This window comes from Brevundimonas sp. KH_025, from assembly GCF_057839885.1.
The window spans coordinates 2606475-2629720 of sequence record NZ_CM174501.1; the positions used below are offsets into that span (position 1 = coordinate 2606475).

The 23246-nt window shown below is 68.8% G+C and carries 29 protein-coding genes; 9 read left to right on the forward strand and 20 right to left on the reverse strand.

Annotation, left to right across the window (positions count from 1 at the left end):
• Positions 1 to 4: 4 nt before the first annotated feature.
• A complete protein-coding gene (locus AC3IS2_RS12955; protein ID WP_489198191.1) occupies positions 5 to 481 on the reverse strand; it encodes a cupin domain-containing protein in 477 nt (158 codons plus the stop codon).
• Positions 482 to 524: 43 nt separating this feature from the next.
• Here AC3IS2_RS12955 and dapE point away from each other — a divergent pair, with 43 nt between their 5' ends.
• Positions 525 to 1718, forward strand: coding sequence for a succinyl-diaminopimelate desuccinylase (dapE, locus tag AC3IS2_RS12960; protein WP_489198192.1), 1194 nt, complete (start codon positions 525 to 527; stop codon positions 1716 to 1718).
• Here dapE and AC3IS2_RS12965 read toward each other — a convergent pair.
• The 4 genes from AC3IS2_RS12965 to AC3IS2_RS12980 form a co-directional block, all read right to left on the reverse strand.
• Positions 1715 to 1918: a hypothetical protein gene (locus AC3IS2_RS12965; protein WP_489198193.1), complete on the reverse strand. Its 204-nt coding sequence runs from the start codon at positions 1916 to 1918 to the stop codon at positions 1715 to 1717. The genes dapE and AC3IS2_RS12965 overlap by 4 nt on opposite strands.
• The gene (locus tag AC3IS2_RS12970; protein ID WP_489198194.1) at positions 1918 to 2259 is read right to left on the reverse strand and encodes a RidA family protein; all 342 of its coding nucleotides are present in this window, start codon (positions 2257 to 2259) and stop codon (positions 1918 to 1920) included. The genes AC3IS2_RS12965 and AC3IS2_RS12970 overlap by 1 nt, the downstream gene beginning before the upstream one ends.
• A gap of 29 nt (positions 2260 to 2288) precedes the next feature.
• Positions 2289 to 2429 carry a hypothetical protein gene (locus AC3IS2_RS12975; protein ID WP_489198195.1) on the reverse strand — a complete coding sequence of 47 codons (141 nt, stop codon included), beginning with the start codon at positions 2427 to 2429 and terminating at the stop codon, positions 2289 to 2291.
• Positions 2430 to 2494: 65 nt separating this feature from the next.
• Positions 2495 to 3763, reverse strand: a complete 1269-nt coding sequence (locus AC3IS2_RS12980; protein WP_489200155.1) for an amidohydrolase — start codon at positions 3761 to 3763, stop codon at positions 2495 to 2497.
• Between the two features lie 147 nt (positions 3764 to 3910).
• On the opposite strand from AC3IS2_RS12980, the gene AC3IS2_RS12985 reads away from it, so the two are divergent.
• Both AC3IS2_RS12985 and AC3IS2_RS12990 read left to right on the forward strand, forming a co-directional pair.
• Positions 3911 to 4285: a hypothetical protein gene (locus AC3IS2_RS12985; RefSeq protein ID WP_489198196.1), complete on the forward strand. Its 375-nt coding sequence runs from the start codon at positions 3911 to 3913 to the stop codon at positions 4283 to 4285.
• A 29-nt stretch (positions 4286 to 4314) separates the two neighbouring features.
• Positions 4315 to 4746 carry an SRPBCC family protein gene (locus AC3IS2_RS12990; RefSeq protein WP_489198197.1) on the forward strand — a complete coding sequence of 144 codons (432 nt, stop codon included), beginning with the start codon at positions 4315 to 4317 and terminating at the stop codon, positions 4744 to 4746.
• Positions 4747 to 4771: 25 nt separating this feature from the next.
• On the opposite strand, the gene AC3IS2_RS12995 is transcribed toward AC3IS2_RS12990, so the two are convergent.
• From AC3IS2_RS12995 to AC3IS2_RS13035, 9 genes are all read right to left on the reverse strand, one after another.
• Positions 4772 to 5767: a type II secretion system F family protein gene (locus tag AC3IS2_RS12995; protein ID WP_489198198.1), complete on the reverse strand. Its 996-nt coding sequence runs from the start codon at positions 5765 to 5767 to the stop codon at positions 4772 to 4774.
• 13 nt (positions 5768 to 5780) lie between these two features.
• A complete protein-coding gene (locus tag AC3IS2_RS13000; RefSeq protein WP_489198199.1) occupies positions 5781 to 6755 on the reverse strand; it encodes a type II secretion system F family protein in 975 nt (324 codons plus the stop codon).
• A gap of 6 nt (positions 6756 to 6761) precedes the next feature.
• Positions 6762 to 8342, reverse strand: coding sequence for a TadA family conjugal transfer-associated ATPase (locus tag AC3IS2_RS13005; protein WP_489198200.1), 1581 nt, complete (start codon positions 8340 to 8342; stop codon positions 6762 to 6764).
• Between the two features lie 4 nt (positions 8343 to 8346).
• Positions 8347 to 9939, reverse strand: a complete 1593-nt coding sequence (locus tag AC3IS2_RS13010; protein ID WP_489198201.1) for a CpaE/TadZ family protein — start codon at positions 9937 to 9939, stop codon at positions 8347 to 8349.
• 5 nt (positions 9940 to 9944) lie between these two features.
• Positions 9945 to 10637, reverse strand: coding sequence for a CpaD family pilus assembly protein (locus AC3IS2_RS13015; RefSeq protein WP_489198202.1), 693 nt, complete (start codon positions 10635 to 10637; stop codon positions 9945 to 9947).
• Positions 10638 to 10642: 5 nt separating this feature from the next.
• A complete protein-coding gene (locus AC3IS2_RS13020; RefSeq protein ID WP_489198203.1) occupies positions 10643 to 12175 on the reverse strand; it encodes a type II and III secretion system protein family protein in 1533 nt (510 codons plus the stop codon).
• An 11-nt stretch (positions 12176 to 12186) separates the two neighbouring features.
• Entirely contained in the window at positions 12187 to 13143 is a 957-nt protein-coding gene (cpaB, locus tag AC3IS2_RS13025) for a Flp pilus assembly protein CpaB (RefSeq protein WP_489198204.1), read from the reverse strand.
• A gap of 107 nt (positions 13144 to 13250) precedes the next feature.
• Positions 13251 to 13763, reverse strand: a complete 513-nt coding sequence (locus AC3IS2_RS13030) for an A24 family peptidase (RefSeq protein WP_489198205.1) — start codon at positions 13761 to 13763, stop codon at positions 13251 to 13253.
• A gap of 119 nt (positions 13764 to 13882) precedes the next feature.
• Positions 13883 to 14053, reverse strand: coding sequence for a Flp family type IVb pilin (locus tag AC3IS2_RS13035; protein WP_331033946.1), 171 nt, complete (start codon positions 14051 to 14053; stop codon positions 13883 to 13885).
• A 284-nt stretch (positions 14054 to 14337) separates the two neighbouring features.
• On the opposite strand from AC3IS2_RS13035, the gene AC3IS2_RS13040 reads away from it, so the two are divergent.
• From AC3IS2_RS13040 to AC3IS2_RS13050, 3 genes are read left to right on the forward strand one after another with little or no spacing between them, the layout of a single operon-like run.
• A complete protein-coding gene (locus AC3IS2_RS13040) occupies positions 14338 to 14739 on the forward strand; it encodes a pilus assembly protein N-terminal domain-containing protein (protein ID WP_489198206.1) in 402 nt (133 codons plus the stop codon).
• 45 nt (positions 14740 to 14784) lie between these two features.
• Positions 14785 to 15294: a TadE/TadG family type IV pilus assembly protein gene (locus AC3IS2_RS13045; protein ID WP_489198207.1), complete on the forward strand. Its 510-nt coding sequence runs from the start codon at positions 14785 to 14787 to the stop codon at positions 15292 to 15294.
• Positions 15295 to 15302: 8 nt separating this feature from the next.
• Positions 15303 to 15848 (forward strand): TadE/TadG family type IV pilus assembly protein, encoded by a 546-nt coding sequence (locus tag AC3IS2_RS13050; RefSeq protein WP_489198208.1) that lies wholly within the window; start codon positions 15303 to 15305, stop codon positions 15846 to 15848.
• Here the strand turns inward: AC3IS2_RS13050 and AC3IS2_RS13055 are convergent.
• Genes AC3IS2_RS13055 through AC3IS2_RS13070 form a run of 4 tightly spaced genes read right to left on the reverse strand, consistent with a single transcriptional unit; the run spans position 15845 to position 18938 of the window.
• Positions 15845 to 17167, reverse strand: coding sequence for an anthranilate synthase component I family protein (locus AC3IS2_RS13055; RefSeq protein WP_489198209.1), 1323 nt, complete (start codon positions 17165 to 17167; stop codon positions 15845 to 15847). The two genes, AC3IS2_RS13050 and AC3IS2_RS13055, sit on opposite strands and share 4 nt — an antisense overlap.
• Positions 17164 to 17940 (reverse strand): tyrosine-protein phosphatase, encoded by a 777-nt coding sequence (locus AC3IS2_RS13060; protein ID WP_489198210.1) that lies wholly within the window; start codon positions 17938 to 17940, stop codon positions 17164 to 17166. The genes AC3IS2_RS13055 and AC3IS2_RS13060 overlap by 4 nt, the downstream gene beginning before the upstream one ends.
• Positions 17941 to 17985: 45 nt before the next feature.
• The gene (locus tag AC3IS2_RS13065) at positions 17986 to 18312 is read right to left on the reverse strand and encodes a winged helix-turn-helix domain-containing protein (protein WP_489198212.1); all 327 of its coding nucleotides are present in this window, start codon (positions 18310 to 18312) and stop codon (positions 17986 to 17988) included.
• Positions 18312 to 18938, reverse strand: a complete 627-nt coding sequence (locus AC3IS2_RS13070) for a hypothetical protein (RefSeq protein WP_489198213.1) — start codon at positions 18936 to 18938, stop codon at positions 18312 to 18314. Before AC3IS2_RS13070 ends, AC3IS2_RS13065 begins: the two co-directional genes overlap by 1 nt.
• Positions 18939 to 19039: 101 nt before the next feature.
• On the opposite strand from AC3IS2_RS13070, the gene AC3IS2_RS13075 reads away from it, so the two are divergent.
• Entirely contained in the window at positions 19040 to 19786 is a 747-nt protein-coding gene (locus AC3IS2_RS13075; protein WP_489198214.1) for an SAM-dependent methyltransferase, read from the forward strand.
• Between the two features lie 106 nt (positions 19787 to 19892).
• Here the strand turns inward: AC3IS2_RS13075 and AC3IS2_RS13080 are convergent, their stop codons facing one another.
• Positions 19893 to 21338, reverse strand: a complete 1446-nt coding sequence (locus AC3IS2_RS13080) for an AMP nucleosidase (protein WP_489198215.1) — start codon at positions 21336 to 21338, stop codon at positions 19893 to 19895.
• 110 nt (positions 21339 to 21448) lie between these two features.
• On the opposite strand from AC3IS2_RS13080, the gene AC3IS2_RS13085 reads away from it, so the two are divergent.
• Positions 21449 to 21976 carry an SRPBCC family protein gene (locus AC3IS2_RS13085; protein ID WP_489198216.1) on the forward strand — a complete coding sequence of 176 codons (528 nt, stop codon included), beginning with the start codon at positions 21449 to 21451 and terminating at the stop codon, positions 21974 to 21976.
• Here AC3IS2_RS13085 and AC3IS2_RS13090 read toward each other — a convergent pair.
• Complete coding sequence (locus tag AC3IS2_RS13090) at positions 21973 to 22668, reverse strand: alpha/beta hydrolase (RefSeq protein ID WP_489198217.1); 696 nt, start codon at positions 22666 to 22668, stop codon at positions 21973 to 21975. The genes AC3IS2_RS13085 and AC3IS2_RS13090 overlap by 4 nt on opposite strands.
• Positions 22669 to 22858: 190 nt before the next feature.
• Between AC3IS2_RS13090 and AC3IS2_RS13095 the strand changes: the two genes are divergently transcribed.
• Positions 22859 to 23191 (forward strand): hypothetical protein, encoded by a 333-nt coding sequence (locus AC3IS2_RS13095; protein ID WP_489198218.1) that lies wholly within the window; start codon positions 22859 to 22861, stop codon positions 23189 to 23191.
• The last annotated feature ends 55 nt before the right edge of the window (positions 23192 to 23246 follow it).

Consider the following 23246-nt stretch of genomic DNA (forward strand, 5'->3'; position numbering starts at 1 on the left):
GTCGTCACGTTCTTCGGGGCGTCTTCGGATAGGGGGTTCCGTCGCGGTGGAGATAGCCGTCGGAACCTTGAGGCAGGATCATGTCGATGTCGGGATAGTCGCAGGCGTCCTCGGTCGGGCGGCGCGATCCGACCTCCAGCAGCACCGCCTCACGCTTGCTGCGGTTCTCGATCTTGTGGCCGTTCGGCACGCCCGCCTTGAAGCCGGCGCAGTCGCCCGCCGTCAGGATGGTCTCGCCGTCCTCCTCGACCAGCACCACCTCGCCCTCGACCACCCAGACGAACTCGTCCTCGGCCGTGTGCCAGTGGCGCTGGCTGGACCAGGCCCCGGCGGGCAGGCGCAGCAGATTGACCCCGAACTGGCTAAGGCCGACCGCGTCGCCCAGCCGCCAGCGGCGGCGCGGCTTGCAGGGACCGGCGAACTCATCCGGGTATCCGGTGCCGTGGCCGGTGGGCGCGGCGTCGATGTCGATCTTGGGCACGGGTCTTCTCGCGGATGCCGGATATGCCTAAAGCATAGCGCCCATGAGCGCCGCATCACATTCCGTCATCGATCCTGTCGAACTGACCCGCGACCTGATCCGCATTCCCTCCGTCACCCCCGCCGACGAAGGGGCGATGGATGTGCTGGAGCGCACCCTGACCGGCCTCGGCTTCACCTGCCGCCGCATGGTGTTCGAGGGACCGACCGGCGTCGGTCATGACGCTCGCATCGAGAACCTCTACGCCCGGCGCGGCGCGGCCTCGCCCAACCTCTGCTTCGCCGGCCATACCGACGTGGTGCCGACCGGCGACCTCGCCGCCTGGACCGCCGCCCCGTTCGAGGGCGAGACCCGCGACGGCGTCCTCTATGGTCGCGGCGCCGTGGACATGAAGGGCGGGATCGCCGCCTGGGTCGCCGCCGTCTCGCGCGTCCTTTCCGAAGGCGACGCGCCCGGCTCCCTCTCCTTCCTGATCACCGGCGACGAGGAAGGCCCGGCCCTGCACGGCACCAAGCGGGTGGTCGAGGCCCTGGCCGCCGAGGGCGAGGTCATCGACGCCTGCGTCGTCGGCGAGCCGTCCTCGGCGCATCATCTGGGCGACATGATCAAGGTCGGTCGGCGCGGCTCGCTCAACACCTGGATCACCGTTCACGGCAAACAGGGCCACGTCGCCTATCCCGACCGCGCCGCCAACCCGGCCCCGGTCGTGGCGAAGCTGCTGGCCCGGCTGGACGCCCATGTGCTGGACGACGGCTATCCGGAGTTCCCGCCGTCGAACCTCGAAATCACCACCATCGACGTGGGCAATCCGGCGACCAACATCATCCCGGCCGAGGCGAAGGCGCGGCTGAACATCCGCTTCAACCCGACCCATACTGGCGACGGCCTGATCGACTGGCTGAACCGCGAGGCGGGGGCGGTGCAGGCCGAGACCGGCCTGCGCATCGAACTGGAGCACATGTGCTCGGGCGAAGCCTTCCTGACCGAGCCGGGCGTCTTCGTCACGGCGGTTCAGGACGCGGTGGAGGCGACGCTGGGCCGCCGCCCCGAGGCCTCGACCACCGGCGGCACCTCCGACGCCCGCTTCATCCGGTCCCTGTGCCCGGTGCTGGAGCTGGGCCTGGTCGGCCAGACCATGCACCAGATCGACGAACGCGTGCCCGAGGCCGAACTGCGCGCCCTGGCCGACGCCTATCACAACGTCATTCGGACGGTGTTCGAGCGGCTGGCGGTTTAGGCTTCGCCCGCCGCCTCCAGCTTGGCGATGCGGCGGTCCATATCGGCGACCTGATCCTTCAGGCGCTGCTTCTCGGAAGCCATGTCGACGGGCGTGCCGTCCTCATAGGTCAGCTTCGCCCCCTTCTCGATCAGGTCGAGGCGGTAGAGGGCGGTGACGCGGGTCGCCTTGAACCGCTCCAGTTCAATCGTGTTGGGCATCAGATCGCCGCCACGACGATGATTTCGACCAGGTAGTCGGGCGTGGCCAGCTTGGCCTCGCTGGTGGCGCGAGCGGGCGGGTTGGCGGGGTCGACCCAGGCGTCCCAGACCGCGTTCATGGCCTCGAAGTCGGCGATGTCGGCCAGCCAGATGGTGGCGCTGAGGATCTTTGACTTGTCGGTGCCGGCCTCGGCCAGCAGGGCGTCGATCTCGGCCAGGGTGGTGCGGGTCTGTGCCGTGACGTCGTCGCCCGGCTCGCCGACCTGACCGGCCAGATAGACGGTGTTCCCGTGGATGACGGCCTCGCTCATGCGGGCGCCGGGCTGGATGCGGGTGATCATGGGAAGGCTCCTGAAATCGAGCCTCCGGCTTAGCCCAGCATCATCTCCATCGCCAGAAGGGCGGCGATGAAGACCGCCGCGAAGGCGATGCAGAAGAAGACCGCGTCGCGCAGACGACCGCGCGCGGGCTGGTTGGCGGCGGGCGGAAGCTTGATCGGCAGACGCGACATAGGCGAACCCTCATCAGACGCCTGAGGATGCGCCGTCATGCTTACCCCCTGATAAACAGAAACAATCAGTTTTCTCGTCGCTCCAGGAAACGCAACGCGCTGAAGACATGGGCCTTCACCCCCAGCGGCAGGATCTTCTCGTTGACGTCGAACTGGGGCGAATGGTTGGGCGCTGCGGTCGCCGGATCGACGCCGTCGGGACTGCCGCCCAGATGATAGAAGACGCCGGGAACCGCCCGCTGGAAGTAGCTGAAGTCCTCGGCCACCGTGGTCGGGGGCGTGGCCGGATTGACCTTGCCCGGCCCCGCCGCCTCCTCCAGCACGGGCGCCAGCCAGGCCGACAGGGCCTCGTCGTTGAAGACCAGGGCGGCGTTCTGCTTCACGGCGAAGTCGGCGGTGGCGCCGTAGGCCTCAGCCACGTTGTCGATCGCCGCCTCGGCCCGCGCGACCAGGGCGTCGCGCTGGGCTGTGTCGAAGGTGCGCAGGGTGCCGCTGAGCCGCGCGCTGTCCGGGATGATGTTGTAGCGCACCCCCGCATCCAGGGTGGCGATGGTGAAGACGGTCGGCGTCGTGGTCGGGTCGATGGTGCGCGCCGTCAGGGTGTTGACCGTCTGGACCACATTGGCGGCGGCGGCGATCACGTCGACGCCCTTCCACGGCCAGGCCCCGTGCGTCTGCTTGCCGTGCAGGACGATGTCCACCCGATCCGAGGCCGCCATGAATCCCTGCGGTCGATAGAAGATGGTCCCCGGCGCGCCCGGCACGACGTGCAGGCCGAAAACGGCCTCGGGCGCCGGGTCCTTCAGCGCGCCTTCCTCGATCATCAGGGCGGCCCCGCCCAGGCGCTCGCCCGGAGGCGCGCCCTCCTCGGCCGGCTGGAAGATGAAGACGACGGTCCCGCTGATCTGGTCCTTCATCCCCGCCAGCACCTCGGCGGCGCCCATCAGCATGGCGACGTGGGCGTCGTGGCCGCAGGCGTGGGCCACCGGCACCGTCTCGCCCATATAGGTCCCGGTCGCGGTCGAGGCGAAGGCCAGGCCCGTCGCCTCCTTGACCGGCAGGGCGTCCATGTCCGCCCTCAGCGCCACCGTGCGGCCCGGCCGGGCGCCGCGCAGGACCCCGACCACGCCCGTCTTGCCGACGCCGGTCCGGACTTCCAGCCCCAGGCTGCGCAGGTGGTCGGCGACCAACCCGGCGGTGCGCGTCTCGGCGAAGCCCAGTTCCGGGTGCTGATGCAGGTCGCGACGCCAGGCCACGACCTCGGGCATGACCCGGTCCACGGCGGCCGAGACGCTGGCGGCCGGAACCTGGGCGGCGGCGGCGCCCGCCGTCATCAGAACCGCTGCGGCGGCGACGGACAGGCTCAGGGTCTGGGCCAGACGGCGACGGATGATCATGACGAACTCCCCTTTTGTGAAGTTCATGTTGCGCAAGCCGGCGACGCTTGTGCAAGCCGCCGCGAACACCGATCTTCAGGCGGCATGAGCAAGACGTCCAAAACCTTCAAGGTTTCCAAGACTCGCTGGAACGAGGTGGTTCTGGTGTGCCGCAAATGCTCGAAAAAGCTGGACGGCGGCTTTGGCCCCGACGGCGACAAGACGTTGAAGAAAGCCCTGCGCCGCTATCTGCACGCGGGCAAGGGGCGCAAGGCAGACCTCGCTGTCGTCGGCGCCGACTGCTTCGACGTCTGCCCCAAGGGCGCCGTGGTCGCGGTCAACGCCCGCCGCCCCGAAGAGCTGCTGATCGTGCCGGCCGGCGCCGATCTGTTCGAGGTCAAGGCGCGGCTGGGCCTGGACGACGGGCGGCGGCTCAAACCGTCCCTGCCCGGACCCGATCCGGTCGAGACGACTTCCTAAAGTCCAAAAGCCGTGTCAGAGGCAAATCCATGGACACCACCCGTATCGAGAAGCGTATCGGCGTGCGCGCGCCGTCGGACCGCATCTGGGAGATCCTCAGCGATCTCGAGAACTGGCACCTCTGGAATCCCTATGAAACCGGAGTCACCGGGGCCTTGGCCTTCGGCGCCGGCATCAACCTGACCGAGGCCCTGCCCGGCATGGCCGAGCGTCAGGTCCAGGCGCGTCTCGGCGACTGGCAGCCCTATTCGCAACTGGTCTGGGCCGAAAAGCGCGGCTGGCTGTTCAACGCCATCCGCTACTACGAGATCGAGGAGCTGGAGCGCGGCAACTGCATCGTCTCCAACGGAGTGATCTTCACCGGCCTGCGCGGCGAGCTTTTCCACGACAAGCACCGCAAGACGATCCGCAGCGCCTATGAAGAGATCGCTGAGGGCCTGAGGCGCGCCGCCGAAGGCTGACGCGACCCGGCCTGAGCGCGGCCGATCAGCCGCCCTTCATCATGTCCTGGATGTTGATGATCGCCGGCCCCAGGATCACGACGAACAGCACCGGCAGGAAGAAGACGATCATCGGCACGGTCAGCTTGGCTGGAAGCGCCGCGGCCTTCTTCTCGGCGGCGGCCAGACGCAGTTCGCGGTTCTCCTTGGCCATCACCCGCAGGGCGTTGCCCAGCGGCGTGCCGTAGGTCTCGGCCTGGGTCATGGCGGTGGCCACGGCGCGGATGCCCGGATGATTGGTGCGCTTGGCCATGCCGTCATAGGCCATGCGCCGATCGGGCAAATAGGACAGTTCGGCCGACAGCAGGCTCAGTTCCTCGGCCAGTTCGATCGACTGGCTGCCGACCTCCTGGCTGACCTTCTGGATCGCGGCCTCGATCGACATGCCGGATTCGACGCAGATCAGCAGCAGGTCCAGCGAGTCGGGGAAGGCCGCCACGATCGACTGACGCCGCGAGGCGATACGGTTCTGCACATAGAGGTTCGGGGCGTAGAAGCCCGCCGCGGCGGCGAACACCAGGGCGCAGAGCTTCAGCGTCAGATTGAAGCCGAAATCATTGACCGCGAACAGATAGAGCGCCGTCAGCACCATGAAGATGAAGGGCGTGGCGAAACGGAAGAAGTAGAAGGTGGTCAGCGGACGCGGACCGCGGAACCCGGCCTGGGCCATGTTCTCGGCGACCTTGGGATCTTCCAGCAGCTTGGTCAGGTTCAGGCGTTCGACGACGCGCTTCTTGAAGCCTTCGTCGGAGTGACGCAGCGTGGCGCCGCCGGGCGATCCGGCCGTCCCGCCCTTCATCGCCTGACGCGAACGGCGTTTCAGGTCTTCGCGGCGCTCCGCCACGGCCTTCATCCGCTTGTCCAGGCGCTCGCCGCCCATGAAGGAGCCGAGCAGGGTCAGGACGCTGGCGAAGACGGCGATGCCCACGCCGATGCTCAGCAGGTTCTGCGGGTCGGTGATGAAATGCATGAAGCTGTTCACGGCGCCCTCCCCCTCAGAACTTGAACGAAATCATACGCTTCATCATGAAGATGCCGCAGCCCATCCACACCGCCGATCCCAGCAGCATCATCTGGCCGCGCATGTCCGTGAACAGCAGCATCATGTAGGCGGGGCTGGAGATCATCACCAACATCATCACCGCCGGCGGCAGGGAGCCGATGATGGCCGCCGAGGCGATGGCTTCCGACGACATGGCCTTGATCTTCTCGCCCATCATGCGCCGGGCGCGCAGAACCGAGGTCAGATTGCCCAGGGCCTCGGCCAGGTTGCCGCCGCTCTTCTGCTGGATGGCGATGACGATGGCGAAGAACTTCAGCTCGGGCACCGGCATCCGCTCGAACATCTTGTCCAGCGCCTCGGCCAGGGTCATGCCGACCCCCAGCCCTTCGACCAGCAGCTGGAACTCGGCGCCCAGGGGCTGCGGGCTTTCACGGGCGATGATCTTGAAGCAGTCGTGGACCGGCAGACCGGTCTTGATGCCGCGCACCAAGATGTCGACGGAATCGGGAAAGGCGAGCGAGAACTTCTTCATCCGCTTCTTGCCCATCATGCCCACGACCCAGCGCGGCAGACCCAGCCCCATGGCCACGCCGATGCCCAGCGACAGGAACGGATTGAGGTGCAGCAGAAACGCCATCAGGGCGCTGGCGACGCCCAGAACGACGCTGACGATGATGAAGGTGCGCAGGCTGATCGACAGGTCGGCCTGCTTGAGCTTGGCGCTCATGGTCATGCGCGCCTTGCGGTCGCGCCGATCGACCTCCTGCAACTGCTGCATGATCTGCTTGCGGCGCGCCTCGGGCGTGTTGACCACGGCGGCGCGCTTGTTCGCCGCTTCCGGCCGAGCCGCGCTGATGGACTTGGCGCGCTTGACCGCCTGGGCCGAGCCGTCGTCGCCGCTGACCAGAACCCAACCGACGCCGCCGATGGTGATGAAGGCCAGGAAGGCCGCGAGAATGGCGAGCATCAGACCCTACTCCGCCGCATCCAGGGCTTCGGCCAGTTCGCGTTCCAGGCCGTAGTAGCGGGCGCGGTCCCAGAAACGCGGGCGGGCGATGCCGGTCGAACGGTGACGGCCGGTGATCTTGCCGTGGGCGTCCTCGCCGGTGATTTCGTAGACGAACAGATCCTGGGTCACGATCACCTCGCCTTCCAGGCCCACCACCTCGGTGATGTGGGTGATGCGGCGCGAGCCGTCGCGCAAACGCGCCGCCTGGACGATGACGTCGACCGAACCGACGATCATCTCGCGGATGGTCCGCGACGGCAGGCCGTAGCCGCCCATGGTGATCATCGACTCCATCCGGCTGATGGCCTCGCGCGGGGAGTTGGCGTGCAGGGTGCCCATCGAGCCGTCGTGGCCGGTGTTCATGGCCTGCAGCAGGTCGAAGGCTTCCGGGCCGCGCACCTCGCCGACGATGATCCGCTCAGGACGCATCCGCAGGCAGTTCTTGACCAGATCGCGCATGGTGATCTGGCCCTGGCCTTCCAGGTTCGGCGGCCGGGTTTCCAGACGCACGACGTGGGGCTGCTGCAGTTGCAGTTCGGCGGCGTCTTCGCAGGTGATGACCCGCTCGGTCGGGTCGATGAAGGCCGTCAGGGTGTTGAGCAGGGTCGTCTTGCCCGAGCCGGTGCCGCCCGAGATGACCAGATTGCATCGCGACGCGCCGATGACGCCCAGGACGCGCGCGCCCTCGGGACTGATGGAGGCGTACTCCACCAGGTTCTTCATCGTCAGCTTGTCTTTCTTGAACTTACGAATCGTCAGCGTCGGGCCGTCGATGGCCAGCGGCGGGGCGATGACGTTGACGCGCGACCCGTCCGGCAGGCGGGCGTCGCAGATCGGGCTGGATTCGTCGACGCGGCGGCCGACCTGGCTGACGATCCGCTGGCAGATGTTCATCAGCTGGGTGTTGTCGCGGAAGCGGACGTTGGTCAGCTGCACCTTGCCGCCGACTTCGATGAAGACCCGGCCGGCGCCGTTGACCATGATGTCGGCGATGTCGTCGCGGCCCAGCAGCGGCTCCAGCGGACCGTAGCCGAGGACGTCGTTGACGATGTCCTGAACCAGGTGCTCCTGCTCGGCGACCGACATGGAGACGTTCTTGATCGCCACCAGCTCGGCGACGATGTCGCGGATTTCCTCGGACGCCGCCTTGGTGTCCAGCTGCGCCAGCTGGGACAGGTCGATGGTGTTCATCAACGCATTGAAGATCGTCGTCTTCGTCGCGTGATAATAGTCGGACTGTTCGCGGACGATCTCGGCGACCGCCTGAGCCTTCTTCAGCTGTTCCAGACCGGGCGTGGCGCGCGGTCCCTTGGCCGGGCCGCCCGGGGTCGGCGCCGCCGCCTCGGGACGCGGGCGGGCGGCCAGGGCGTCCAGCCGGTCGGCGGAGGCCGAGGACGGGGCGGCGTCCGCTTCCAGTTCCTCGATCGGGAAGGCGTCTACGGGATCAAGCGCGCGCATGTCCGCCGCAGCCGGCTGGGGAGCCGGCGCCGGAGCGGGCCGCGGGGCCACCGCGACGCCAGGTTGGGCGGTGCGCTTGCCGAACATGGCCTCAGCGCTTCTTGCTGAACAGGGAGGCGAAGAGAGAGCCGCCCTTCTTGGCCGGCGCGCCCGGCGCCGGCGCGGCCTTGCCCTTCACAGGGGCCGTCGGCAGTTCGCGACGCGACACGATCTGGGCCAGGGTCTCGAACGCCTCGGCCGCCTTGGTCTTGGCCCCCGAGTCCACGATCATCTGGCCGTTGTTGGCGGCCGCGCCGAACACCTTGGCGTCAAAGGGGATGATCAGGCTGGGATGGATGCCGAGCGCCGCGCCGAAGTCCTTGGCCGGGATCTCGGGGCGGCCGGGCACGCCGACCTGGTTGAGCACCAGGCGCGGCGGGGCGTCATTGGGACGCGCCTGCTTGATCAGGTCGATCATGTTCTTGGCGTTGCGCAGAGACGCCAGATCAGGCGTCGCCACCACCACGACCTCGTCGGCCGCGATCAGGGTCTTGCGCATCCAGCCCGACCACAGGTGCGGCAGGTCCAGCACCACGAAGGGCGCCGTGGAGCGGATGCGGCTGGTCACTTCTTCAAAGGCGTCGGGCCCGATCTCCCAGTCGGCGTCCAGGGTGGCGGGCGCGGCGAACAGGCTCAGCTTGTCAGTGCAGCGGACCATCATCCGGTCCAGCAGGGTCGCGTCCAGACGGTCGGGCTGGCTCAGGGCGTCGGCGACCCCGCCCAGCGGGTCCTGGTTGAAGTCCAGACCGGCGGTGCCGAACGGCAGGTCGTAATCGACGATGACGGTGTTGACGCCGATCCGCTCGCTCATCGCATAGGCGGTGTTGTGGGCCACTGCCGAGGCGCCGGCCCCGCCGCGCGCGCCGACGAAGGCGATCGAGCGGCCGATGAAGGGCTGGGCCGGGTCGGCGAACAGGCCGCCGATGGCCGAGATCAACTGCAGCGGCTGCACCGGGGCGACCAGGTATTCGCTGACGCCGCGCCGCATCAGTTCGCGGAACAACAGGATGTCGTTGGTGGCGCCGATGATCACCACCTTGGTGCCGGCGTCGCAGACCTCGGCCAGTTGGTCGATCTCCCAGAGCAGGGTCTGGGCGTCCTTCATGCTCTCGACGACGATCAGCGGCGGCGTCGGTTCGGACTGATAGGCCTCGATGGCGGCGGCGACCCCGCCGATGCGGATCTGGGTCGTGGCGCGCGACATGCGGCGGTCCTGGCCCGCGCGCTCGGCCGAGGCCAGGGTGTCCTGACGCTCGGCGAAGACGTGAACGCCGATGCGCGGAATCGAGACCTCGGCTCCGGCGTTCGAGACGATCGGCAGACCGGCCGGCTCATAGGTCGCCAGGGAGGCGACCGGGGCCAGGGGCTCGTCAATCGGATGGGCTGGGGCGGTCTCGTCAGGCGTCATTACGGCAGGCATTGGGGACACGACGGCGGCGACCGCCGTCTCGGTCTCGGCGACCAGTCGCCCGACCGGATTGTAGCTTTCTTCGAGCGGCGACGGCGCCGACGCGACAGACGCGCCCGGCGGGGGCGTGAACTGCAGCGGCTCGCGCGTCGGCGCGGCGGCGGCGTCGATGAACTCGTCGTCCAAGTCGAAGGTGTCGAGGGCGTCGAAATCCTGTGCGGCGAAGGGCTTGGTCATGTCCATCAATCCACGGCGCGGGAAATGCGTGTGCCGACGATCAGCTCTTCGCGGGTCGCGGCGGTCCGCTCGCCCTTGGCGTAGTGATCGAACACCACCGAACGGCGCTGGGCGTCGGCCGGGGTCATGGCGCGCGGCGCGACGATGTCGCGCGGGTTGGCGATCTGGGCCGCCAGATTGGCGGTGACCGCGCAACCGAAGTTCGCGGACGACTGGTTGTCGCCGGTGCGGCTGAGGCTGCCCCACTGCGTCCCGCATTGCGGCACGACGGCGCGAACGGTCTCGAACCCGGCCAGGATCGGCGCGCGTGCGTCGGGGCCGGTATAGCTGACGACGCGGATCATGTGGGAGGGCGCGCCCGCGGCCTCCAGAGCCGACTTGACGCGCCAGGCGGCGTCGGCGGCGACGGGATCGCCGCCGGCCGGAGCCTCGACCACCAGAACAGGGGCGCCTTCGACGGCGAAGCGGGCGACCAGATCAGCCAGGGCCGCCTGCTGGTTCGCCGACAGACCCGTCTCGTGCACCGCCAGGGCGATACGGTCCACGCCCGGCTCGACCTGCAGGCTGTAGCGCGAGGCCGGCGTCAGCGGCGGCTCGCCGTCCAGGCTGGCGGGGCCGCCCATACAGCCGGCCAGCAGCAGGCCGCCGAGCGCCAGCGCCGAGGACAGGGAAAGAAGGGATTTGGCGTTGCGGGTCATCGCGCTCACTCGATCACATAGCCGACAGGGCCGTGCCATCCGGCGCCCTGGGCGGTCGGGGCCGGCGAGCCGTAGGCCTGGTTCAGTTGGCCGAAGAAGATGGTCTGGGCGTCATGGGCGATACGCAGGCCGTCGGCCGGCGTCTGCATCCGACCCGGCGAGGTGGGGCTGACGATATAGGGCTCGACGATCACGACCAGTTCGGTCTCGCCCATCAGATAGTCGCGCGAGCGGAACAACTGGCCCAGCACCGGCAGATTGGTCATCCCCGGCAGGGAATCGATGTTCTGGCGGGTCGTCTCCTGCAGCAGCCCGGCGATCATCATCGACCCGCCCGAGGGGATTTCGATGGTGTTCTCGCTGCGGCGGACCGACAGGCCCGGCAGGGTGATCGACGAAGGCGTGCCCGCGCCGATGGTCAGGCCGCCCTGCGGGGTCAGCTCGGACACCTCGACCTTGACCTGCAGAGAGATGCGGCCGCCGGTCAGGACGATCGGCCGGAACGACAGTCCCACGCCGTAGGGCTTGTATTCGACCGAGATCTGGCCTTCGCGGTCACGGCCCGTCGGCAGAGGGAATTCACCGCCGGCCAGGAAGCTGGCCGCCTCGCCGTTGACCGAGGTCAGATTGGGCTCAGCCAGGGTGCGGACCAGGCCGACGCGCTCGAAGGCCTTGATCGTGGCCTCACCCTTGTTCAGCCCGTCAGAGCCAGGGCCGGTGCCGGGCTTGGCCGTGTCCCAGTTGGATGCGTCCTCGGGGCCGTCGACCGTGAACTGACACATGGCGTCCGCGGGCCAGCCGGGGCCGCAGGGCCGTTGCATCTGGAAATTCTTGGTCGTGTCGCGCGCCACGCCGCCGGTGATGCCGCCGAGCAGGGAGCCGTTGACGCCCCAGGTGGCGGCGTTGCCCAGCAGCCACTGGGTGTCGCCGATGCGGCCGATCACCGCCTGGGTGTCGAAGCCGAGCTGCTTGATGGCGCTGCGCTGCACCTCGACGACGCGCACCTTCAGCGTCACCTGATCGGAGCCGGCGACGCTGATCATGTTGACCACCTTCTCCGGGGCCGAGACGAAGGCGCGGGCCACCTGGGCGGCGCGTTGGGCCTCGGCCGGGCTGGCGGCGGTTCCGGTCAGGATGATGCTGTCGTTCACCGCTTCGGCGCGAACGTTCGACCCCGGCGCGACGCGGCTCAGCGTGTCCTGAAGGGCGCTGGTCCCGGCGTCGACGCGCACGCGCAGGGCCAGGATGGTGCGTCCGGCGGCGTCCAGGAAGACGGCGTCGGTCTCGCCGGCGGCCACGCCGATGACGGTGATGCGACGCGGCGAATGCAGCATGGCCTCGGCCACCTGCGGGTTCGACACGATCACGTCGCGGGCGTCGGCGGGCAGATCCACCGCAAAGGAGGTGCCGCGCGGCAGATTGACCATCTGAGGCGCCGCGCCCGTTGAGACGGCGGCGCGGGTCTGGGCCAGGGGCGCCGAGGCGGCGCCGCCCAGGGCGATCAGCGAGGCGCAGGCCGCCGCGATCAAACGATTCATGCCTGGTTTCCTCATGGGACCGTGACCGCTTCGGCCTGGCCTTCGCGATAGACGCGCACGACGCCGCCCGAGGCGGCTGCATTGCCGCGGTTCACCGCGCCCGGAACATGACCCGACGGCCCGGCGGTGTCGGCGTAGGAGCGCAGCACCAGCGACAGTTCGCCCTCGGACTTGGCCAGGGCCATAATCTCGGCGTCGCGGCCGCTGACTTCCATGGTGGCGGTGGCGCCGACCACGGCCTGCTCGTTCTCGGCGGCGCGGGTGTTCTGGTCGATGGCCAGCACCTTGACGTTCCGCATGACGGTGGCGGAAACGAACTTCGACGTCTCGCCGCCGGCCGTGCCGGCAGGCAGCTTGACCTCGCGGGTCAGCAGGACATCGACCCGGTCGCCCGGCAGGATGAAGCCCCCGGCGGCGGTCTCGACCGTCACCCGAATGGCCATGGCCCGCATGCCGGGCTCCAGGTAGGCGGCCATGTAGCCGCTGTCGCCGGCGCGGACGATCTTGCGGCCGATGATGGGCTCGCCGGCCAGAATGGGTTCGCGGACGACCGCGCCGATGTAGTCGGCCTTGGCCCCGCCGGTCGCCAGATCGGTCGCGGCGCGGGTCACGCGGGCGGCGGCGCCCTCGGCCTTGGCGTCCGGCTTGGCCGCCTCGGCGGGCTTGGCGTCGGCGGGCGCGGCTGCCGTCGGCGCGGCGGGAACCGGCACGCTGCCGTCGGTGATGAAGACGGGATTGAGTTCGTCGACCGGCCAGTCCTTCCAGCTCAGGTCGCCGTCGGTCAGACGGCGGCCCGGCTCCAGATCCTTGGCGGCGACCAGGACCTTGGCCATGGGGCGCGCCTCGACGGCGGCGACGGCGGTCGCGGCGGGTTCCCCGGACGAGGACCCCATGGCGCGCACGACCAGGGCCAGGCCGACGGCCGAAATGGCGGCGATACAGATGACGGCGATCTTGGCGGGCTTCATCGACGGTCTCCGGCATGAGCGGCGACGCGGATTCGGTTCTTCGCCCCCTGCCGTTAACGACAATGAGGCCCGCCGGTTAACGCGCTCCTAAGCGAAGCGAACGGACGTCAGACGCCGGAAAAAGCCTGAACCAGAACGCTCGACGGATAGGCCAGCAAGGCGCCGATGGCGATAGCCACGCCATAGGGGATGTCGCCCTTGGGCTGCATCAACCGCGAGATCCAGCCGGGTGCATTGGCGGCATAGGGCTGAAGCTGCGACCGGGCGGTGATGAGCAGAAGGCAGAAGCCGCCGCCGGCCAGCGCCGTGAACAGCAGGAAGGGCGCGACGCCCGACCACCCCAGCCACAGACAGGCCGCCGCCATCAGCTTGGCGTCCCCGCCTCCGATCCAACGCAGGGCGAACATTCCCATGCCGACCAGAAGCGCTGCGAACCCGACGCCCAGAGCGATCGCCATGTCCGTCATCGGAACGCCGACGACCAGGGCCGCAGGGAAGAATCCCAGGATCAACAGACCCGAGATCCAGTTCGGAATCTTCATCGTCGTCAGGTCATGCAACCCGGCGATGATCACCAGCACGGGCAGGATGCTCAACAGGACAAGAGAAAGCTCGGTCATGCGGCCACCGTGCGACAACAACCTTTAAGGTCAAGTTTCCGCAGGTTGCCGAGGCCCGGACAAGGAAAAGGCCGGAACGTTTCCGTTCCGGCCCCAGCCTTTAGACCTTGTTGCTGACCTTAGGCGGCCGGCAGCGAGGTTTCCACCTTGGTGAACACGCCGGCCAGTTTCGGGCCGAGGGTGGTCAGGACGGCGACGATCGCGACGGCGATCAGAGCAGCGATCAGGCCATATTCAATGGCCGTGGCGCCGGATTCGTCGTTGGCGAAGTTCTTGATGAAGTTACGCATGGATATCTTCCTTCTTTGTCTAAGCGAGCAACAGTTCCACCACCAGGGTCACCGGTTTTGCCCGCTTGACCCCCGTTTGCATGGCGACAATGCGCCGCCGATCATTAAGGGCGAGTAAAATGACGATGGCTGCTTCGATTTTTTGATGGTTACTAACCTGTTTACTATAGATTTATCCCGACAAGCCCGATTTCAGCCCACCTTCAGGATTTCTTGATCTTTCGGCGCGAGGTTTCACGCCTAGCGCTCGCGCGCGCCCATTCATTCTTTCGGAGCCGTCGCCCATGCCCAGGTCCCTCAAGAGGCTCGCCGTCGGCGCCGCCTCCGCCCTGGTCGCGCTCAGCGCCGCCGCCGCCGTTCACGCCCAGTCGCGCCCGCTGAACGTCGAGATCGACCACGCCACCCGCGTGCAGCTGCGGGCGCCGGCCGGATCGGTGATCGTGGCCAATCCCAAGATCGCCGACGTCACGGTGGTGGACGCCAACACCCTGTTCATCACGGGCAAGGGTTATGGCGTGACCGAAGTGGTCGCCGTCGACGCCGTCGGCCGCCCCCTGTTCCAGAGCCAGGTCGTGGTCAGCGCCGGCTCGGCCGGCTCGGTCCGTGTCTGGCGCGGCGCGCAAGCCACCGAAATGGCCTGCGGAACCAGCTGCTCGCCCAGCGTGCGGGCCGCCCCGGCGCCCTGACCGATGATCGGGCCGCTTTTCCATCGCCCCGGCCGACCGTCGCTGATGCGGCGACGCAAGCGCGCCCGCGAGGGCTCCACGGCGGTCGAGTTCGCCATGGTCGCCCTGCCCTTCTTCATCCTTCTGTTCGGCATATTGGAAGTGGGACTGCTGCTCTTGCTGGACGCCGTGGTCGAGACGGCGGTCTCCGACACCGGGCGCCTGGTGCGCACAGGCCAGGCCCAGCAGCAGGCGTTCACGCCCTCGGCGATCAAGCAGAAGATGTGCGAACGCATGAGCGTCTTCGCCGCCGACTGTCCGACGCGCGCCTTCATCGACGTTCGCGTGGTCGATAATTTCAGCACCCCGATCGCGCCCGACCCCCTGGCGTCCGGCGTGTTCGACCAGAGCAAGCTCACCTATCAGCCCGGCGGACCCGGCGACCGCATTCTGGTGCGGATCTGGTACGAACAGCCCATCGCCACGCCCTTCATCGCCCAGGCCCTGTCGCGCACCACCGACGACAAGGTGCTGCTGACGACGTCGCTGGCCTTCCGCAACGAGCCCTACCAGTGAGCCGGCGCTTGATATCCCGCGAGATCCGGCGATTCTGGCGCGACGCGCGCGGGGTGTCGGCGATCGAGTTCGCCCTGATCGCGCCGCTGATGCTGGTGATCTACTTCGGCCTGGTCGAGTTCTGCCAGGGCTATATGGCCAGTCGCCGCGCCAGCCACACCGCCTCCATCGTCGCCGACCTGGTGGCGCAATCGGACGCGACCACGACCCAGGACCTGACCAGCGTCTTCGCCATCGGCGACATGATCATGCGGCCCTTCCCGTCCTCGCCCCTGTCCATCCGCGTCTCCAGCGTCACCATTGACGCCAACGGGGTGGCGCGCGTCGACTGGAGCCGGGGCAACAACAAGGCCCTGACCGCACGGGTCAAGGCCTCGGTCGTCAGCGACCTGCCGCCCGGCCTGATCGAAAAGGGCGAAAGCCTGATCCTCGGCGAGACAGAGTTCAAATACACCTCGCCCTTCGCCCAGGTGATCAAGACGCCGATCAACTTCAACCGCAGCTACTATCTGCGGCCGCGGACGGTGGACAAGGTCCTCTGCAGCAACTGCTAGGGGCCGACCAGGGCCTCTTGCAGCGCCCGGATCTTGGCCTCGGTCTCCTCGCGTTCGGCGCGCGGGTCGCTGTCGGCGACGATGCCGGCGCCGGCCAGGGCGCGCCAACGCCAGCTCGTGTCGCCCAGCTCGAACGCGGCCGTGCGGATCAGGACCGAGGCGATCAGGCCGCCCTCGCCCGTCAGCCCTAGACCGAACAGCGAACCGCACCACGGCCCGCGCGGCGGCTCGTGGCCCGCGATGACCTTCATGGCCTGATGCTTGGGCGCCCCGGTGATCGAGCCGGGCGGGAAGGTGGCCTCCAGCACCTCGGCCGCGCCGACGCCGGGCCGCGCCGTCGCCGTCACGGTCGAGACCAGATGATGGACGGTCGGATGGCTCTCGACCTCGAACAGCCGTTCGACCCGCACCGACCCAGGCGTCGCCGCCCGCGCCAGATCATTGCGCATCAGATCGACGATCATCAGGTTTTCCGCCCGGTCCTTGGCGCTGGCGACCAGGTCAGCGGCCAGTTCGGCGTCTCGCGCGGGATCGGCGTCGCGCGGCCGCGTGCCCTTGATCGGCCGCGTCTCGATCCGACCGGTCTCAGGATCGAAGGTCAGGAACAGCTCGGGCGAGTTGGACACCAGGGCCCGCTGGCCCAGCCGCCAGAAGGCCCCATAGGCCGCGCCCCGTTCCGCCGACAGCCTGAGGAAAACCTCGAACGGATCGCGCCCCGCGTTCAGGCTTCCGCTCCAGGCGCGGGCGATATTGGCCTGAAACAGCTCGCCCGCCGCGATGCGCGCCACGACGTCTGCCACGGCGGCCTCATAGGCTTCGGGCGCGGCCTCGCCTGTGAAGGCGTCGGCCGGGGCGGACGGGATCGACGGTGTGACCGCCTCGGCCAGCCAGGCCGTCGCGCGTCGGCCTTGCGCCTCGGCTTCGGCGGCGTCGGCGCCCCGTCCCACGGCGCGAACTTCCTGCGCCGCATGATCGAAGGCCAGCAGGGCCGGATAGCGGGCCAGCATCAGGTCGGGCCAGGCCTCGGCGCGCCGCCCGGTCGCCGGGCGCGCCCCGGCGTCATAGCTCATCAGGCCGACCACGCCGCCGCCCGCGAAATCGGAATGGCGCAGAGCGTCGAACGCCGCCGCCTCGTCGACCGGGCCGACATGAACGCGATCCGGTTCGCAGGCGATGAAGGACCAGCGGCCGCCGTGCGCCGTGGGATCGCCCGCCCCGGCCAGCAGGGCCAGCGCCCCCTCGCGCTGGTTCAGCCCGGCGGCGACGCTCAGCGGCTCGCCCCAGTCCAGCCGCTCGATATGGACGACGGGCCGGCTCATTCGGTCAGCCGCGCCCGAATGCGCTCGGCCAGGGCGGCGTCGACGCCCAGAGCCTGCTCCAGGTAGGCGGCGAGCGAGCCGTGCTGCGCCGTGATCTCGGCGAAGGCCCCGTTCAGATAGTCGATCTCGACGCCAAGGAAGGCGACCACGGCGCCGTGCGAGGCCTGACGACCCGTCATTGCCGTCAGCTGACGCGCAATGCCCTCGGCCCGGCCCTCCAGATCGACGGCGACATTGGTCAGCAGATAGTCGGCGATCAGGTCGTCGCGCGACACCCCCAGCAGGCTGTGGGTCAGGGCCGCCAGCAGGCCGGTGCGGTCCTTGCCCGCCGCGCAGTGGATCAGAATCGGGCCTTCGCCCTCGGCCAAGGCGCGGAAATAGCGGCTGAACAGCTCGACATGGGCAGGTTCGAACGGCAGGCGGCGATAAACAGCGGTCATGAAGGCGCGGCCGGAATCCTCGGTCAGGTCGGCGGTCTTGAGGAAGGTGATGTGCGGCGCCTCGCCGCCGTCGTCATGGTCGCTTTCGATCACCTGCCCGGCCCAGTTCGCGGGTCGCCGCGAGGGCTGGTCGCGCCGTTCGCTGGGGCGGCGCAGGTCGACCACCGTGGCGATGCTCAACCGCGCCAGCCGGTCCAGGTCGGCTTCGGTCGCCCGCGCCTGATGCGCCGAGCGATACAGGCGTCCGCGCGCGATCCGCCCCCCGCCCACGGCGTAACCGCCATAGTCGCGGAAATTGTCGATGGCCTGAAACGGCGGAAGGCGGTCGCTCATGACCGCCTTCCTTAGACTATTCGCGCATTGACGCTAACGGGGAGGCTAGCGAGCGCCGACCAGACCGGACATGGCGTCCAGATAGGCGACGAAGGCGTCGCGTCCGGCCTCGGTCATGGTCGCTCGGGTGAGGGGCTTGCGGCCCTGGAAGGTTTTGGAGACGTCGACGAACCCCGCCTCCTCCAGCTTTCGCAAGTGCACCGACAGATTGCCGTCGGTGGTCTGCAACCGGGCCTTCAGTTCGTTGAAGTCGGCGGTCCCGACGCCCGACAGATAGGCCATGACCCCCAGCCGCACCCGGCCGTGGATGACCTCGTCGATCCGACCGATGTCGAAGGTTTCGGCCGAACCCGGAGCCGCTTCGGTCGTCATCAGATCACCTCCGACGGTTCCTGACGCACCAGCAGGACGCCGGGCAGCAGGGCGAACAGGAACAGTCCCGCCGCATAGCCCAGCCACATCAGCGGACTGCCGGTCAGGAAGGCGATCAGCGGCGCCGCAATCCAGCAGGCGATCGCCAGCTTCCACTGCCATTTCTGGTCGCTCATGGTCGCCGACACGGCCCAGCCCGCACCGTAGAGGGCGAAGATCAGCGAGGGAAAGATCAGGAACGGAATCTCGGTCTGCACCTTCCAACTAATCACCGCCATCGACAGCGACATGACGAAGATACCAAGGCCGACCCCCATCCAGCCGGCCCCCGCGGCGCGATTGGCGGCCGACAGAGCGCCGGGCTTGCGATCGGTCCGGCGGATCTGCCAAGCGAGGATGACGAGGAAGACCAGCATCGCCCCGCCCCACAAGACCGCATAGGCGACCGGCGGCACATTGAGGATTCCGCTGTCGATGCCATAGGCGACGATGGAGGCCAGGCCGAACACCAGACCGGCGGCGATCAGGATCGAGCCGCCCAGCAGCGGGGCCTGCCGCCCCTCCTGGGCCAGGGCCTTCATATAGGCGATGTCGTCGTGGACGGACTGAACTTGGTCGCGGGTCATGAGGTTTCTCCCTGCCTGTTGATCAGAAGGTGCATCAAGAACTTTGTGTTGTAAAGTTCTTTTTCTGAGACGAAGCGCACGACGCAATCTAGGCCTTGGCCATGCGCGTCGCCTTTCACCACATCGCCTATCAACCCTTGGCCGTCTGCAACGCCCTGTCGATGGCGCGGCTGGAGGCGACCGTGAAGCGCGCCGGGCTGCAGCCGGACGCCCCGGTCATGGACATCGGCTGCGCCTATGGCGAGGTCTCGATCCATCTGGCCCGCGCCTTCGACGCGCGGGTCACGGCCGTCGAACTGGACCCGGTCATGGCCGAGGGCGCCCACGCGCGCATCCAGGCGGCGGGCTTGCCGGACCGGATCACGGTGCGGCGCGAGACCTCGGCGGCGGCGCTGGCGGCCCTGCCCGCCTTCGACCTGATCGTCGCCATCGGCACGACCGCGCCGGCGGGCAAGGGTCTGCGCGACCCCGCCGCCGTCTTCGCCGCCCTGGCCGAGCATCTGACGCCGGGCGGCGCCCTGCTGTGGGGCGATCTGTTCTGGAAGGACGAACCGCCCGCGCCCTTGCGCCAACTGGTCGAGACCGGCGGCTACTACGTCGGCCATGACGCCTTGCAAGCGGCCGCGCGCGAGGCGAGGTTGGCGGTCGTCTCGGCCGAGATCAGCGACGAGGCCGAATGGGCGACCTATCGCACGGGCATGGAGACAGCCATCGCCGACTGGCTGGACGCCCACCCCGACCACGCCGACGCGCCAAGCGTCGCCGTCACGGCGCACCGCATCAAGATGATGCTCGACTTCGGCGCCCCCTACCTCGGCTTCGGCCTCTACCTGTTCGGGAAGGGCTGAATGAAAAGGCGCCCGGAGAAATCCCCGAGCGCCCCTTCATCAATAGGCCGCTGTACTTGCGCTCAAGCAGCGCGCGACCGCGTCGCGCGCGTTAGCGCCCTTCTTCTTAGCGGAATGGCGGCTCGTCGAAGGCCCGCAGCTTGCGCGAGTGCAGCTTGGCGCCCTCGGCCCGCAGCAGGTCGACCGCCTGGATGCCGATCTGGAGGTGCTCCGAGATCGAGCCTTCGTAGAAGCGGTTGGCCTGCCCCGGCAGCTTGATCTCGCCGTGCAGCGGCTTGTCCGAAACGCACAGCAGGGTCCCGTAGGGCACGCGGAAGCGATAGCCCTGGGCCGCGATGGTGGCCGATTCCATGTCGATGGCGACGGCGCGGCTCTGGTTGAAGCGCAGGGCCGACTTGGAATAGCGCAGCTCCCAGTTGCGGTCGTCGGTGGTGACGACGGTGCCGGTGCGCAGCCGCTTCTTGACCTCTTCGCCCGGCGCGCCGGACACCAGCTTGGTCGCGTCATAGAGGGCGCGCTGGACCTCGGCGATCGACGGGATCGGGATATCCGACGGCAGCACCGCGTCCAGGACGTGATCGTCGCGCAGATAGGCGTGGGCCAGGACATAGTCGCCGATGGTCTGGCTGGCGCGCAGGCCGCCGCAGTGACCGATCATCATCCAGGCGTGCGGCCGGGTGACGGCCAGGTGGTCGCAGATGGTCTTGGCGTTCGACGGCCCGACCCCGATGTTGACCAGGGTGATGCCCGTCCCGCCCGGCGCGGTCAGGTGGTAGGCGGGCATCTGATGCCGGCGCCAGGCCGCGTCCATAATGGCCGTCTCGGGGTTCGGCGTGGCGCGGTCGATGATCACGCCGCCGGCGCAGGACAGGGTCTCGTAAGGGCTGTCCGGATCGGCCAGCTGGGCGCAGGCCCAGCGCACGAACTCATCGACGTAGCGGTGATAGTTGGTGAACAGGACGTAGGACTGCACGTCCTCGACCGGGGTGCCGGTGTAGTGACGCAGGCGGGCCAGCGAGAAGTCGGTGCGCAGGCCGTCGAACTGGGCCAGCGGGAACTCCTCGCCCGGCGCGAACAGGCCGTCCGAGATCTCGTCGCCGATATGGGCCAGCTCCGTGGTCGGGAACCAGCGGGCGATGGCCGCCGTCATGGTGCTGTCCAGCGCCACGCCCGAGCCGTCCAGCACATAGGGGAAGGGAATCTCCTGATCCGACGGTTCGACCGTGATCGTGGCGCCGTATTCGGTCGCCAGCAGGGTCAGCTGTTCCAGCAGATAGGCGCGGTACAGGTCGGGGCGGGTGACGGTGGTCGTATAGACGCCGGTGCGCGACAGGCGGGCGAAGGCCCGCGTCTCCAGATCCTGGGGACGGTCGCCGAACCAGCTGACGGTCAGTCGGGGATAGGCGAACAGGCCGGCGGCCCGCGCCTCGGGATCGGCGCGCTCGCCGGTCTCGATAAAGCGCTTCACTGCACTGCGCAGATTGGCGACGGATTGATTGTAGAGGGTTTCGAGGCGGTCCAGCGCCGCCTGGGGGGTCATCTTGTCTGTCATGACTTCCTCTAGCGGAAAACCGTGACCATGGCGAGACGGGGGAAACACAAGGACACGACTGTTGACCCAAGGCACCGGACAGGGTTCCGCTGTCGCTCAGGAGGACACCCATGCTCAGACGCCTGATTTCGGCCGCCGCCGCCCTGCTGGCCTTCGTCGCCGCACCCGCCTTGGCCGAGGTGAAGTCCGCGACGCCGGGCGGTTTCGAGGTCGGCGGATCGGTCGCCATCGCCGCCCCGCCCGCCCGCGTCTGGGCCGTGCTGAGCGCGCCCGACGCCTGGTGGAGCCGCGACCACCGCTGGTTCAAGGGCTCGAGCCTGTCGCTCGACCTGGCCCCCGGCGGCTGCTGGTGCGAACAGGCGGCGGACGGCCGCGTCTCGCGCCACCTGGAAACGGCCCTGGTCGAGCCGGGATCGAAACTGGTGCTGCGCGGCGGGCTCGGCCCCCTGCAGGGTCAGGGCGCGAGCGGCGGGCTGACCTTCGACCTCAAGGCCGAGGGCGAAGGCGCCGTCCTGACCTGGTCCTATATCGTCGGCGGCTATACGCCGGGCGGCTTGGAAGCCTGGGCCCGCCCGGTCGACGGCGTCCTGTCGACGCAACTGGCCAATCTGAAGACCCGGGCCGAGACCGCCGACTAGGCCAGTTCGCGGCGAAAGAAGGCCGCCGCCTCGTCCAGCAGACCGGCGCTGTCCGGCCGGACGACGCTCCGCGCCCGCCCGCCGACCGCCTCGATCCGCGCCGCCAGCGCTGTCTCGGCCGCGCGTCGACCGCCCAGCCAGAGCGGCGCGGCGTCGGCGCGGACATAGGCTTCCGGCCGCGTCAGGGTCGGATCAGGCCCCGGCGCGGCGGAGGTCCGATCCAGCGCCGCCGCCGCCCGGATCAGGCCGTCCCGCCCGACCGCCGCCAAGTAACGCCGATCCAGAGCGATCATCAACGCCGCGTCCGCGCTCGCGCCCAGACCCAGGACGCCCAGCCGCGTCGCGTCGCCGCCGAACGCCTCAGCTTGTTCTGCGACCCAGGCGGTCGCGGCGGCGGCGTCGGCCATGAAGACCGCGCTCGAGGGCCGCATCGTCCGCAGCCCCGCCAGGGCCACGACGAAGCCGCGCCTCGCCAGTCCCCGCGCGGCCCGGCGCGCCTCGGGCCGCTCGCCGCCGAACATGACCAGCACCGGCAGACCCAGGGCGCAGCGCGGCGCATGGATCTCGATCGTCTGACGCGGATCCTCGCCATAGCGCAGGCCGCCCTTCGCGCGCCCGGCCGCCGCCGCGCCGCCGAACGGCGCGGCCAGCAGGCCGCCGAGCAGGGAGACGAACAGGCCTCTGCGGGTCATGGCGCTCCGACGACCGGGGAAACTCGTCTTTTTAGGCACGAAGCGCTGCTTCCGCTCAATCCCCGGCCGCCACCCGCCGGCAAACGTCACACTTCACTCATCGATTTGTCGCATAATATTTACATTCTGAAAATTGAGCGCATAATTCGCTCTGAGTCCGGAGCGAATTCCGGCCAAGGGAGGATATCGCATGCGCCTGATCGCCGTCGCCGTCTCGGCCCTGCTGCTCGCCGGAGCCGCCCCCGCCCTGGCTCAGAGCCCCGAGCAGAGTCCGCAGAGCCAGAGGCCGCAGCCGACGCGCGTCTCGACCGCCCAGCCGCAGCGCGTGGTGCTGATCTGCGAGACTGACGCCGCCACCCGCAGCGCCTTCTCTCGTCAGTACGGCGCCGAACCGGTCTTCCTGACCGCGCGCGAGGCCGTCGAGGCCAAGGCCGCCGGCCAGGGCTGGACCACGCCGCGCTGCATGACCGAGCGCGAGCATGGCCGCTACGTCCAGCTGACCCAGGCCTACGCCGCGCACTAAACCCCTATTCCAGAACGACAAAGGGCGCGGCCATCGCTGGCCGCGCCCTTCTTCT

What these genes read in the sequence shown, in the direction of transcription:
- AC3IS2_RS13060 (WP_489198210.1), bottom strand. Translation starts at nt 17,940, where the DNA reads ATGAGCGACCGCCTTCCGCCGTTTCAGGCCATCGACAATTTCCGCGAC.
- cpaB (WP_489198204.1), bottom strand. Translation starts at nt 13,143, where the DNA reads ATGAAGCCCGCCAAGATCGCCGTCATCTGTATCGCCGCCATTTCGGCC.
- AC3IS2_RS13000 (WP_489198199.1), bottom strand. Translation starts at nt 6,755, where the DNA reads ATGCTCGCCATTCTCGCGGCCTTCCTGGCCTTCATCACCATCGGCGGC.
- AC3IS2_RS13040 (WP_489198206.1), top strand. Translation starts at nt 14,338, where the DNA reads ATGCCCAGGTCCCTCAAGAGGCTCGCCGTCGGCGCCGCCTCCGCCCTG.
- AC3IS2_RS13035 (WP_331033946.1), bottom strand. Translation starts at nt 14,053, where the DNA reads ATGCGTAACTTCATCAAGAACTTCGCCAACGACGAATCCGGCGCCACG.
- AC3IS2_RS13030 (WP_489198205.1), bottom strand. Translation starts at nt 13,763, where the DNA reads ATGACCGAGCTTTCTCTTGTCCTGTTGAGCATCCTGCCCGTGCTGGTG.
- AC3IS2_RS13020 (WP_489198203.1), bottom strand. Translation starts at nt 12,175, where the DNA reads ATGAATCGTTTGATCGCGGCGGCCTGCGCCTCGCTGATCGCCCTGGGC.
- AC3IS2_RS12980 (WP_489200155.1), bottom strand. Translation starts at nt 3,763, where the DNA reads ATGACGGCGGGCGCCGCCGCCGCCCAGGTTCCGGCCGCCAGCGTCTCG.
- AC3IS2_RS13075 (WP_489198214.1), top strand. Translation starts at nt 19,040, where the DNA reads ATGCGCGTCGCCTTTCACCACATCGCCTATCAACCCTTGGCCGTCTGC.
- AC3IS2_RS12990 (WP_489198197.1), top strand. Translation starts at nt 4,315, where the DNA reads ATGGACACCACCCGTATCGAGAAGCGTATCGGCGTGCGCGCGCCGTCG.
- AC3IS2_RS13055 (WP_489198209.1), bottom strand. Translation starts at nt 17,167, where the DNA reads ATGAGCCGGCCCGTCGTCCATATCGAGCGGCTGGACTGGGGCGAGCCG.
- AC3IS2_RS12965 (WP_489198193.1), bottom strand. Translation starts at nt 1,918, where the DNA reads ATGCCCAACACGATTGAACTGGAGCGGTTCAAGGCGACCCGCGTCACC.
- AC3IS2_RS13005 (WP_489198200.1), bottom strand. Translation starts at nt 8,342, where the DNA reads ATGTTCGGCAAGCGCACCGCCCAACCTGGCGTCGCGGTGGCCCCGCGG.
- AC3IS2_RS13070 (WP_489198213.1), bottom strand. Translation starts at nt 18,938, where the DNA reads ATGACCCGCGACCAAGTTCAGTCCGTCCACGACGACATCGCCTATATG.
- AC3IS2_RS12970 (WP_489198194.1), bottom strand. Translation starts at nt 2,259, where the DNA reads ATGATCACCCGCATCCAGCCCGGCGCCCGCATGAGCGAGGCCGTCATC.
- AC3IS2_RS13080 (WP_489198215.1), bottom strand. Translation starts at nt 21,338, where the DNA reads ATGACAGACAAGATGACCCCCCAGGCGGCGCTGGACCGCCTCGAAACC.
- AC3IS2_RS12975 (WP_489198195.1), bottom strand. Translation starts at nt 2,429, where the DNA reads ATGTCGCGTCTGCCGATCAAGCTTCCGCCCGCCGCCAACCAGCCCGCG.
- AC3IS2_RS13090 (WP_489198217.1), bottom strand. Translation starts at nt 22,668, where the DNA reads ATGACCCGCAGAGGCCTGTTCGTCTCCCTGCTCGGCGGCCTGCTGGCC.
- AC3IS2_RS13010 (WP_489198201.1), bottom strand. Translation starts at nt 9,939, where the DNA reads ATGACCAAGCCCTTCGCCGCACAGGATTTCGACGCCCTCGACACCTTC.
- AC3IS2_RS13015 (WP_489198202.1), bottom strand. Translation starts at nt 10,637, where the DNA reads ATGACCCGCAACGCCAAATCCCTTCTTTCCCTGTCCTCGGCGCTGGCG.
- dapE (WP_489198192.1), top strand. Translation starts at nt 525, where the DNA reads ATGAGCGCCGCATCACATTCCGTCATCGATCCTGTCGAACTGACCCGC.
- AC3IS2_RS13065 (WP_489198212.1), bottom strand. Translation starts at nt 18,312, where the DNA reads ATGACGACCGAAGCGGCTCCGGGTTCGGCCGAAACCTTCGACATCGGT.
- AC3IS2_RS13085 (WP_489198216.1), top strand. Translation starts at nt 21,449, where the DNA reads ATGCTCAGACGCCTGATTTCGGCCGCCGCCGCCCTGCTGGCCTTCGTC.
- AC3IS2_RS12985 (WP_489198196.1), top strand. Translation starts at nt 3,911, where the DNA reads ATGAGCAAGACGTCCAAAACCTTCAAGGTTTCCAAGACTCGCTGGAAC.
- AC3IS2_RS13095 (WP_489198218.1), top strand. Translation starts at nt 22,859, where the DNA reads ATGCGCCTGATCGCCGTCGCCGTCTCGGCCCTGCTGCTCGCCGGAGCC.
- AC3IS2_RS13045 (WP_489198207.1), top strand. Translation starts at nt 14,785, where the DNA reads ATGCGGCGACGCAAGCGCGCCCGCGAGGGCTCCACGGCGGTCGAGTTC.